This is a genomic window from Rhodococcus sp. SJ-2, from assembly GCF_053750035.1.
In genome coordinates this window covers 364,990-376,848 of record NZ_CM132340.1, presented here as the reverse complement: position 1 = coordinate 376,848, position 11,859 = coordinate 364,990, and the positions used below count along the sequence as shown (strand labels likewise).

General features: G+C 65.1%; 3 protein-coding genes and 1 pseudogene. 3 read left to right on the top strand and 1 reads right to left on the bottom strand.

Annotated elements, in window-relative coordinates:
• The first annotated feature begins 249 nt into the window (after positions 1–249).
• The gene (locus tag ACSYG9_RS01875) at positions 250–7,713 is read left to right on the top strand and encodes an amino acid adenylation domain-containing protein (RefSeq protein WP_454840944.1); all 7,464 of its coding nucleotides are present in this window, start codon (positions 250–252) and stop codon (positions 7,711–7,713) included.
• 65 nt (positions 7,714–7,778) lie between these two features.
• Positions 7,779–8,189: pseudogene (locus ACSYG9_RS01870) on the top strand (AMP-binding protein); the annotation flags it as partial.
• A 33-nt stretch (positions 8,190–8,222) separates the two neighbouring features.
• Here the strand turns inward: ACSYG9_RS01870 and ACSYG9_RS01865 are convergent.
• A protein-coding gene (locus ACSYG9_RS01865; protein WP_112320133.1) for an IS3 family transposase occupies positions 8,223–9,388 on the bottom strand; the annotation gives its coding sequence in 2 pieces (ribosomal slippage) (positions 8,223–9,113 and positions 9,116–9,388; 1,164 coding nt in all).
• A 56-nt stretch (positions 9,389–9,444) separates the two neighbouring features.
• Between ACSYG9_RS01865 and ACSYG9_RS01860 the strand changes: the two genes are divergently transcribed.
• Positions 9,445–11,760 (top strand): AMP-binding protein, encoded by a 2,316-nt coding sequence (locus ACSYG9_RS01860; RefSeq protein WP_454840943.1) that lies wholly within the window; start codon positions 9,445–9,447, stop codon positions 11,758–11,760.
• The last annotated feature ends 99 nt before the right edge of the window (positions 11,761–11,859 follow it).

The window sequence follows — 11,859 nt, the reverse complement described above, 5'->3', positions numbered from 1 at the left end:
TGCGCGTGGGGTCGCCGAGAGGCGGCCCCACGGTCGTTCGTCTGCAGGTGTCGAGTTCGGCCGACGGTAACGTCGAAGCTGCCCGGAGAGATCTAACCAAGAGGTTACTAACGGGTAAGGAAAGCTCGCCGGTACGGATGACTATGCTGGCTCGGTTCGCATCAGGCGAGCTTTGAGGTACCGAAAGCGAAGGGTGTGGGCTTTTACATGCGTTCACGACACGACGGCGGCTCGGATGGGGTTACTCCGATGAATGCCCCGCAGTCGAACGAGCCACAGCCGGCGGTACCCGAATCGAGCACCGAGCATCCGGCCGACGGTGTACGCGGCGGCACTGTCGATCGCAGCGGTGCCCGTGCCCCTCGGGCACCTCGGGCACCCCGGCCTGCCCGCGCGGAGCGTCCTGCCCGCGGTGAACGTCGTGGTGGGCGTGGTCGGGGTGTGGTGTTGCCGCAGTTGTTGGTGTCGGCGGTGGAGTCGTGTGGTGATGCGGTGGCGGTGGTTGCTGGTGGGCGGTCGTTGTCGTATCGGGAGCTCGATGAGGTGTCGTCGCGGTGGGCTCGGTGGTTGATTTCTCGGGGTGTGGGTCCGGGGGATGCGGTGGTGGTGGCGGTGCCGCGTTCGCTCGAGTCGGTGGTGGTGTTGTGGGCGGTGGTGAAGTCGGGGGCGACTTTTGTGCCGGTGGATCCGGGGTATCCGGCTGAGCGTGTCGAGTTCATGGTGTCCGATTCGGGTGCTGTGTTGGTGGTGACGGTGTCGTCGGTGGTGGATGTGGTGTCGGTGTCGTGTCCGCCTGCGGTGCCGGTGGTGGTGTTCGATGATGCGGGTGTGGTGTCGGAGGTGGCGGGGTTGTCGTCGCGTCCGGTGTCGTATGCGGATCGGGTGCGGTCGGTGGAGCTTGTTGATGCGGCGTGGATGATTTATACGTCGGGGTCGACGGGGCGGCCTAAGGGTGTGGTGGTGTCGCATGCTGGTGTGGCGCCGTTGATTTCGGCTGAGCGTGAGCATTTCGGGGTGGATGGGTCGTCTCGGGTGTTGCATGTGTGTTCGCCGAGTTTCGATGTGTCGTTGTTGGAGTTGTTGGTGGGGTTTTCGGCGGGGGCGTCGGTGGTGGTGGCTCCGGCGGGTGTCGGTGGTGGGCCGGAGTTGGCGGAGTTGATTGCGGCGGAGCGGGTGTCGCATGTGTTCATGACGCCGGGTGCGTTGGGGTCGATGGATCCGGTGGGGTTGGATTCGTTGTCGACTGTGGTGGTGGCGGGGGAGGCGTTTACGCCGGAGTTGGTGCGGCGGTGGTCTGTTCCGGGTGTGCGGCGTTTTTTCAATGCGTATGGTCCGACGGAGACGACGATTTTGGCGACGAGTTCGTCGGAGTTGGTGCCGGGTTCGGTGGTGTCGATCGGGTCGGCGATTGCGGGGGTGGGGTGTTTTGTGCTGGATGAGCGGTTGCGTCCGGTGCCTGAGGGTGTGGTGGGGGAGTTGTATGTGGCGGGGGCGCAGGTGGCGCGGGGGTATCACGGTCGTGTGGGGTTGACGTCGTCTCGTTTTGTGGCGGATCCGTTTTCGTTGTCGGGTGGGCGGATGTATCGGACGGGGGATCTGGTGCGTCGGGGTGGTGATGGGGTGTTGGAGTATGTGGGGCGTAGCGATTTTCAGGTGAAGGTGCGGGGGTTTCGTATCGAGTTGGGGGAGATCGATGCGGTGTTGTCGTCGTTGCCGGGGGTGGGTTTTGCGGTGACGGTGGGGTCGGTGTTGGCGTCGGGTGAGTCGGCGTTGGTGTCGTATGTGGTGGCGGAGTCGGGTGTGGTGCTCGAGTCGGGTGTGGTGCGTGAGCGGGTGGCGGGGGTGTTGCCGGGGTATATGGTGCCGGCGTTGGTGGTGGTGCTTGATGAGGTGCCGTTGACTCCGGTGGGGAAGGTGGATCGGGGGGCGTTGCCGGAGCCGGTGTTTGCGGTGCGGGAGTTTCGGGCGCCGCGGTCGGTGGTGGAGGAGTCGGTGGCGTCGGTGGTGGCGTCGGTGTTGGGTCTGGGGCGGGTCGGTTTGGATGATTCGTTTGTGGATTTGGGTGGGAATTCGTTGGCGGCGACTCGTGTGGTGGCGCGGTTGTCGTCGGTGGTGGGTGTGCGGGTGCCGGTGTCGGTGGTGTTCGAGGTGGGGTCGGTGGAGGAGTTGGCTGCCCGGATCGAAACACTGGTGTCCGGAAGCGACTCGGTGCTGTTGGCGGCCCGTGAGCGTCCCGAACGTGTTCCGTTGTCGTCGGCCCAGCAGCGGATGTGGTTCCTCAACCGCCTGCACCCGGAGTCGTTCGTCGACAACATCCCGATGGCTATCAGGCTCTCCGGAGATCTGGATCGTGCGGCATTGCGCTCAGCAATGGATGACGTCGTTGCCCGGCACGAATCGCTGCGCACCGTCTATCCGGAGATCGACGGCATCGGATACCAGCAGGTACTCCCGGCATCGGATGCCCGGCTCGCTGTGTCACCGGAACCGCTGTCTGCAGACGAGGTCCCCGATCGCATCGCGGAGATCGTGACCGCCGGGTTCGATGTCACTCGTGAGGTTCCACTTCGAGTGCGTCTGCTCGAGGTGTCGGAGCGCGAGCACGTGCTGGTTGTGGTCGTCCACCACATCTCCGCCGACGGCTACTCGATCGGCCCACTCGTGCGTGACGTGGTGACCGCCTATGACGCCCGAGTCGGTGGGAATGCGCCCTCGTGGACTCCACTCGAAGTGCAGTACGCGGACTACACACTGTGGCAGCGTGAGGTGCTCGGCGACGAGTCCGACCCTGAGTCTCTGCTGTCCCAGCAGGTGGAGTTCTGGCGACACGCCCTCGCCGAACTGCCGGAAGAGCTTCCGCTTCCCGTCGACCGCCCGCGACCCGCAGTGGCGAGCAACCGCGGTGCCTCGCTGCGTGTAGACCTCGACCGCGACGTGCGCGCGGGTATCGCTGATCTGGCACGCCGCAGTGGCGCAACGGAATTCATGGTTGTCCACGCTGCGCTCGCAGTGCTCCTCGCGCGGATGAGCGGTACCGAGGACATCGCGATCGGCACGCCTGTGGCCGGGCGTGGGGAGGCTGCCCTCGACGATGTGATCGGCATGTTCGTCAACACGCTCGTACTGCGTACCGAGGTCGACGGTGGGGGATCGTTCGAAGAGTTGCTTGCTCGGGTGCGGGTCGCGGATCTGGATGCATTCGTACATGCGGACGTGCCGTTCGAACGTCTTGTAGAGGTGCTCGACCCGCCGCGCTCGCAGGCCCGTCACCCGCTGTTCCAGGTGATGCTGACGTTCCAGAATATGCCGGTGTCGAACCTCGAGCTGCCCGGGTTGAATATATCTGGCGTCGAGTTCGACACGGCGACAGCAAAATTCGACCTCCAGATCACCGTCGCCGACACTGTTGGGGTGGATGGTGAACCCGGTGGTTTCGCCGTCGAATTCAATTACGCGACGGAACTGTTCGACACCACCACGGTGGAGAGCCTCGCGGGGAGGTTCGTCCGTATCCTCGGCGCGGTGGTCTCCGACGAGCGGACCGCCATTGCGGATCTGCCGCTCCTCGACGAGAGCGAGCGTGAACGGATTCTGACCACCTGGAGTTCACTCGGCGCCGGTTCTCCGGCGCGAACTCCGGCCACACTCACCGGTCGTCTGTCGGAATCTGTGCTCGGTCACGGCTCCGCGCCTGCCGTCACCTTCGGCGGCACTACCATCGACTACGCCGAACTCTCGGCTCGGGCCAACCGGATGGCACGTCGGCTCGTCGCCGCCGGTGTCGGCCCCGGGGCGCTCGTGGCGGTGGCCTTGCCACGCTCGATCGACCTCGTTGTCGCGCTCATCGCCGTGATCGAGTCGGGCGGCGCCTACCTGCCGGTCGATCCGACCTATCCGCAGGACCGCATCCGGTACATGCTCGACGATGCGCGCCCCCGGGCGATCGTCACCTCGGACGTGATCGGGCGTGACGACGGTGCCAGTGTGCTGTGGAATAGCGGGATCGACATCCTTTGCACCGACAGTGCGGACACCGCTGAAGAATTCGCGGCAGACCCGCTCACCGATGCGGACCGTCGGGCACCGCTGCGACCCGACGATCTCGCCTACGTCATCTACACCTCGGGCTCCACGGGTCGTCCGAAAGGTGTCGGTGTCACTCACCGCAACGTTCTCACTCTTTTCGAGAATGCGGACCCGTTGTTCGGTTTCGGATCGGACGACGTGTGGACCCTGTTCCATTCGTACGCATTCGACTTCTCGGTGTGGGAATTGTGGGGGCCACTACTCCACGGTGGCAGGCTCGTCGTCGTCGACTACCCGACCTCGCGGTCGCCGGAGCTGTTCGCAGGTCTCGTGCGCACCGAAGGCGTAACCGTCCTCAACCAGACGCCATCTGCTTTCTACCAGTTCGACGAGGCGGACCGTGCCCTCGCCTCGAGTGAGGTCGAGGCCGCACCTTCGAGACTGCGGTACGTGGTGTTCGGCGGCGAGGCGCTCGATCCGGGACGCCTCGACGGCTGGTTCGACCGGCATCCCGTCACGCCCCGTCTGATAAACATGTACGGCATCACGGAGACGACAGTGCACGTCTCCTTCCACCCTGTCGAGCGCACCCATGCGCAGGCCGGGGCGGCAAGCGCGATCGGGCGATCCCTGCCCGGACTCGCGGTGCGCGTGCTCGATCGACGGTTGCAGCCGGTACCCCAGGGTGTGCCCGGTGAGGTCTATGTGTCCGGCGACCAGTTGTCGCGCGGGTATCTTGGACGCCCTGACCTGACGGCAGTGCGGTTCGTCGCAGATCCGTTCGGCCGGGGCAGGCTGTACCGCACCGGGGATATCGCTCGCTGGAACTCGGCCGGAGTCCTCGAATACGCAGGCCGCAGTGACTCCCAGGTGCAGTTGCGTGGTTTCCGCATCGAACTCGGCGAGATCGAGGCGGCTCTGCTGCAGGCATCGGGTGTTGCCCACGCCGTTGCGATGGTTCGCGACGATGGTCTCGGCGAACGACTCGTAGGCTACGTCGTGCCCCGAGCCGGTGAGACCGTGGTCTCGGCAGATGTGCGCGCCCGGGTGTCGGAGTTCCTGACCGGCTACATGGTGCCCGACATTGTGACCGTGCTCGACGAACTGCCCCTGACGGTCAACGGAAAACTCGACCGCCGGGCTCTCCCCGCGCCGCGGATCGATGTTCTCGGCGACGATTACCGGGAACCGGCGACCGAGTCCGAACGCGCAGTGGCACAGATCCTGTCGCAGGTTCTCGACGTCGACAAGGTCGGAGCGGACGACTCGTTCTTCGATCTGGGCGGCAACTCGCTCATCGCGACACGGGTGATCGCGCGGATCAACGAGGCACTGGGTTCGAACCTGGCGATCCGTGAATTGTTCGAGGACCCCACCGTTGCAGGTCTGGCAGCGCGGGCCGACTCCGGGCAGGGTGGCCGGACGCTCCCCGACCTGGTTGCCGGGGTCCGGCCGGACCGCATCCCGTTGTCGCTGGCGCAGCAGCGCATGTGGGTGCTGAACCAGCTGGATCCGGGGTCGGCGACATACAACATTCCGCTCGCCATCCGGTTGCGCGGCGACCTCGACACCGCGGCACTGGCTGCCGCGGTACACGACATCGTCGAGCGCCACGAGTCGCTGCGCACCGTATATCCACAGGACGAGCAGGGGCCGCACCAGAGGATTCTGGACGCCGACACGGTGGATGCCTTCGAGACGGTCGCCGTGGACTCGGAGGCAGAGGCCGTCGCGTCCGTTGTCGAGGTGGTCTCGCAGGGATTCGACGTGGCCACCGAGGTGCCTGTCCGCGGTCGTCTCGTGAGCATCGGCTCCGACGACCACGTCCTTGCACTCGTGGTTCATCACATCTCGGCCGACGGCGCGTCCCTGCCGCCGCTCGCCCGCGATCTGATGTCGGCGTATGTGGCTCGCCTCGCGGGGGAGGCTCCCGCTGCCGGCCCTCTCGAGATCCAGTACGCGGACTTCGCTCTGTGGCAGCAGGAAGTATTCGGTGACGCCGAGGACCCACACTCGCCTGCTGGCGTTCAGCTCGCGTACTGGCGTGCGAATCTCGCCGGGGTTCCCGACCTGCTCGACATGCCCACCGATCGGCCGCGTCCGGCAACTCCGAGCCTGCGTGGCGCCACTCATATCACCCGGGTGACTGCAGAGACCCGCGGTCGTCTCGACGAGCTCGGTGCGGCGCACCGGTCCACGCTGTTCATGGTCGTGCACTCCGCTCTTGCTGTGTTGTTGTCGCGGTTGAGCAACTCGCGCGACATCGTCGTCGGCACTCCCGTGGCCGGGCGCGGTGCTCGCGCGCTCGACGATGTCGTCGGCATGTTCGTCAATACGCTGGCGTTGCGCACCGACATCGACCCTTCCGCCACCTTCGGTTCGGTCCTCGACGCGGCCCGCGCTGTGGACCTCGAGGCGTTCGCGAACGCCGACGTGCCGTTCGAGCGAATCGTCGATGAGGTTGTCTCAGCACGATCGGCGGCGCGGCATCCCGTGTTCCAGACGGTGTTGTCGTTCCAGAACATCGAACCGGCACGCCTCGAGCTTCCTGGGCTGACGGTCGAAGCTGTCGACGGTGGCGAGCTGGCAGCGAAGTTCGACCTGCAGGTGACCGCGGAACCCGAGGACGGCGCCGACGGTGGGGCCGGAGGGATGGCACTCGCGTTCACGTACGCGACCGACCTGTTCGACCCGGACACGATCGAGACCCTCGCGGAGAGGTTCGTGATGCTCCTGGATACGGTAGCGGCCGACCCCGCCACGGTGGTCGGCGACATCGACATCCGTACGGACAGTGAACGTTCGGTCGCTACGAGTGTCGCGCCGTCTGTGCCGGCGACGACGCCGATGAGTGTGGATCGCACACTTGCGCAGGAACTCCAGGTTGCCGTCGAATCGGATCCGGATGCTCCGGCCGTCGTGTTCGGCGACGCGGAGTCGAGTTTCGGGGAGATCGAGATGCGCTCATCGCAGTGGGCGAGGTACCTGATCTCCCGCGGAGCGACCTCGGCCGATGTCGTGACCGTGGACCTTCCGGTCGGTGTCGATCTGGTGGTCGCACTGTGGGCGGTGGCGAAATCGGGTGCCGCCGTGTCGGTCGACCGGGAGGTGCCCGCCCGCTGGGGACTGACCACGAGTGACCGGGTCGCCGAGTTCACGGAGTCGACGGTTGCTGCCGAGACGGCGTGGATCTCGATCGACGACCCTGCGGTCGATGCGGCAGTGGCGGACCTGTCCGGCCGTTCACTCGCCTACACCGATCGCCCCGAGGTGCTCGGTCCCGGTGACCGGGCATTGTGCTTCGGTGATGTGTGTCTCAGCCACGGTGAAGGAGTTGCCGCGTTGCGTCGGGGGCAAGATCAGCTGGCCCTGACCTACGATTCGCGCATCCTCACTGGCGGCGCGGATGCCGATCGATGGACGGTCTTCGCCGTGTTGGCCGCGGCAATTGCCGGTGCAGTGGTCGTCGTTCCAGGTCGCGATGACGATCTCGGCGAACTCGCTCTCGAAGAGTGGATCAGCCACGCTTTCGTTCCGGCCGCTGAGGTATCCGCATTGTCCGAGTCCGAGGACCTCGAGGTTGTGATCATCACCGATCGACACGCCGGGGCGAACGGTGGCGTTTCAGGCTCCCTGGCAGGCAAGAGTGCCACCCTGGCCGATCCCTGGGTACTGCACGAAAGGTAACTGTTCGGTAACTTTACTTCCGGTCGGGCAGCGTCGGGGTTGTTCGATCGGAAGGAGTCGATTTCGTGGTGAGCGCTGACCGGGGGACGCGTTCGGTTGGGCAGGCCGAAGCGGATGAACTGCGGCATAGCGGCCGGAGCACACGGGCCGGACGGAAGAATCCTTCGAAACAACGTCGTGGTGGGCGTGGTCGGGGTGTGGTGTTGCCGCAGTTGTTGGTGTCGGCGGTGGAGTCGTGTGGTGATGCGGTGGCGGTGGTTGCTGGTGGGCGGTCGTTGTCGTATCGGGAGCTCGATGAGGTGTCGTCGCGGTGGGCTCGGTGGTTGATTTCTCGGGGTGTGGGTCCGGGGGATGCGGTGGTGGTGGCGGTGCCGCGTTCGCTCGAGTCGGTGGTGGTGTTGTGGGCGGTGGTGAAGTCGGGGGCGACTTTTGTGCCGGTGGATCCGGGGTATCCGGCTGAGCGTGTCGAGTTCATGGGGGACTGCTGCACGATCCGGTGACAGATTCGGTCACGCAGCCTGTGTGGCTGGTGTGGTCATGATGGTCTCGAACTCGACAGGCGTCAATCTGCCGAGCCGGAGCTGACGTCGCCGGCGGTGATAGGTCCGCTCGATCCAAGTCACGATCGCGATGCGCAACTGCTCGCGTGTGGCCCATCTCTGCCGGTCGAGGACGTTCTTCTGGAGCAGCGCAAAGAACGATTCCATCGCGGCATTGTCGCCGGCCGCACCCACCCGACCCATCGATCCGACCAGGTCGTGGCGGGCGAGGGCGCGGACAAATTTCCGGCTGCGAAATTGCGATCCACGGTCGGAATGAACCACACATCCGGCAACCGAGTCCCGCCGTGCCACTGCCGATTCGAGGGCCGTGACAGCCAGACGGGATTTCATCCGATCGCTGATCGAGTAGCCGACGATCCGGTTCGAGTACACGTCCTTGACCGCACACAGGTAGAGCTTGCCTTCCTCGGTTCTGTGTTCGGTGATATCGGTGAGCCACAAAGTGTTTGGAGCATCCGCGGTGAAGACGCGGCCGACGAGATCATCGTGCACCGGCGGCCCGGAGCGGCCCTTCTTCGAGCCACGTTTCTTGCCGAACACACTCCACCACCTGTTGGTCGAACAGATCCGCCACGCCGTGCGGTCCGACATCGACTCGCCCGCATCGCGGGCTTCGTCGGCGAGGAACCGGTAGCCGAACTCCGGGTCCTCGCGGTGGGCGTCGAACAGGGCGTTCGCCCGGTACGCCTCCTCGAGTTCGGCGTCGGTGACCGGGTCGGCGAGCCACCGGTAGTACGGCTGGCGCGCGATCCCCAGAACCCGGCACGTCACCGCGACGGGAATCCCGCCGGCGGCCAGCTCGCGGACGAGCGGGTACATCATTTTCCCGGAAGATTCGCCTGTGATAGATACGCCGCGGCCCGCCGCAGCACTTCGTTCTCCTGCTCAAGCAACCGGATCCGCTTTCTCAGCTCGCGGTTCTCTCTGGACTCCTCGTTCGTCGTCCCTGGCTTGGTGCCGTCCTCGACGTCGGCATTCCTGAGCCAGTTGGTCAGGCAGGATTCGCTGATGCCGAAGTCGGCGGCGATCTGCCGCAGGTGCTGACCTGGTTCGCGGTTGCGGGCCACGCGGACGACGTCGTCGCGGAACTCTTTCGGATAGGGCTTGGGCACGGGGTCCATCCTTCCAGCAGTGCCTCACGGCACCACAGTTCAGATGTCACCTATCCGTGCAGCAGTCCCTGGTGTCCGATTCGGGTGCTGTGTTGGTGGTGACGGTGTCGTCGGTGGTGGATGTGGTGTCGGTGTCGTGTCCGCCTGCGGTGCCGGTGGTGGTGTTCGATGATGCGGGTGTGGTGTCGGAGGTGGCGGGGTTGTCGTCGCGTCCGGTGTCGTATGCGGATCGGGTGCGGTCGGTGGAGCTTGTTGATGCGGCGTGGATGATTTATACGTCGGGGTCGACGGGGCGGCCTAAGGGTGTGGTGGTGTCGCATGCTGGTGTGGCGCCGTTGATTTCGGCTGAGCGTGAGCATTTCGGGGTGGATGGGTCGTCTCGGGTGTTGCATGTGTGTTCGCCGAGTTTCGATGTGTCGTTGTTGGAGTTGTTGGTGGGGTTTTCGGCGGGGGCGTCGGTGGTGGTGGCTCCGGCGGGTGTCGGTGGTGGGCCGGAGTTGGCGGAGTTGATTGCGGCGGAGCGGGTGTCGCATGTGTTCATGACGCCGGGTGCGTTGGGGTCGATGGATCCGGTGGGGTTGGATTCGTTGTCGACTGTGGTGGTGGCGGGGGAGGCGTTTACGCCGGAGTTGGTGCGGCGGTGGTCTGTTCCGGGTGTGCGGCGTTTTTTCAATGCGTATGGTCCGACGGAGACGACGATTTTGGCGACGAGTTCGTCGGAGTTGGTGCCGGGTTCGGTGGTGTCGATCGGGTCGGCGATTGCGGGGGTGGGGTGTTTTGTGCTGGATGAGCGGTTGCGTCCGGTGCCTGAGGGTGTGGTGGGGGAGTTGTATGTGGCGGGGGCGCAGGTGGCGCGGGGGTATCACGGTCGTGTGGGGTTGACGTCGTCTCGTTTTGTGGCGGATCCGTTTTCGTTGTCGGGTGGGCGGATGTATCGGACGGGGGATCTGGTGCGTCGGGGTGGTGATGGGGTGTTGGAGTATGTGGGGCGTAGCGATTTTCAGGTGAAGGTGCGGGGGTTTCGTATCGAGTTGGGGGAGATCGATGCGGTGTTGTCGTCGTTGCCGGGGGTGGGTTTTGCGGTGACGGTGGGGTCGGTGTTGGCGTCGGGTGAGTCGGCGTTGGTGTCGTATGTGGTGGCGGAGTCGGGTGTGGTGCTCGAGTCGGGTGTGGTGCGTGAGCGGGTGGCGGGGGTGTTGCCGGGGTATATGGTGCCGGCGTTGGTGGTGGTGCTTGATGAGGTGCCGTTGACTCCGGTGGGGAAGGTGGATCGGGGGGCGTTGCCGGAGCCGGTGTTTGCGGTGCGGGAGTTTCGGGCGCCGCGGTCGGTGGTGGAGGAGTCGGTGGCGTCGGTGGTGGCGTCGGTGTTGGGTCTGGGGCGGGTCGGTTTGGATGATTCGTTTGTGGATTTGGGTGGGAATTCGTTGGCGGCGACTCGTGTGGTGGCGCGGTTGTCGTCGGTGGTGGGTGTGCGGGTGCCGGTGTCGGTGGTGTTCGAGGTGGGGTCGGTGGAGGAGTTGGCTGCCCGAATCGAAACACTGGTCGGCTCGGATGAGCCCGTCACCGATGGTGCATTCGACATGGTCATCCCGCTCCGTGCCGGAGATCCAGAGCTCGAAGCGGTCTTCTTCGTGCACCCGGTGGTCGGGCTCGCGTGGAGCTTCGCGGAATTGGCGACCTACGTCGAGAAAGGACGGCCTGTCTACGGGCTCCAATCTCCCGCATTGTCCGGTAGCGGCGTAATGCCCGGATCGATCGAAGAGTGGGCCGGACTCTACGTGTCCGAGATCCGCCGTCTCCAGCCCCACGGGCGCTACCACCTCGCGGGTTGGTCGATGGGCGGGGTGATTGCCCACGAAATGGCCGTACAGCTGCAGCGCGACGGGGGAACGGTGGCATCGCTGACACTGCTCGACACGCAGGTTCCTGCCCCGTCGGATCCCCCCGTCGACGCGGAGCAGGTTGCCCTCGCCGCATTGCAGGGCGGTGTCTGTGCAGGTCTGGGTAACACGGACAGATTGGTGGCGGAAATCACACGGGAGCTGGATGAGGGCGCGGTCGGGGGGCTCGCGACGATCGATTTCCTCGACGGAATCGGATGTTCGTTCGACCTTCTCGCGCATCATCGGCCCGGACGGTTCGCCGGCGACCTCCTCTTCGTGGCAGCGCGGGGATCGGAACCGGGAGCGGATCATTCCCGCCTCGACTGGACCCCCTTCGTGGTGGGTGAGGTGCACCGCCGTGAGGTCGAGGTGTCCCACTGGGAACTGACGGGATCCCATGCGTGCAAAGTGCTCGGTCCGCTCGTGGGAGCCTGGACCGCTATTCACGAAATGTCCGAATTGTTCACTGTTTCAGCCGAAATCGAATAGTTCAATTGTCATTCAACTGGAAACGACGGTGTTCTCATGTAAGACTCGAAACCGGTCGGTGTGCGTGACTGGGTTTGTCGGGGGCCTCGTTCACGCAAC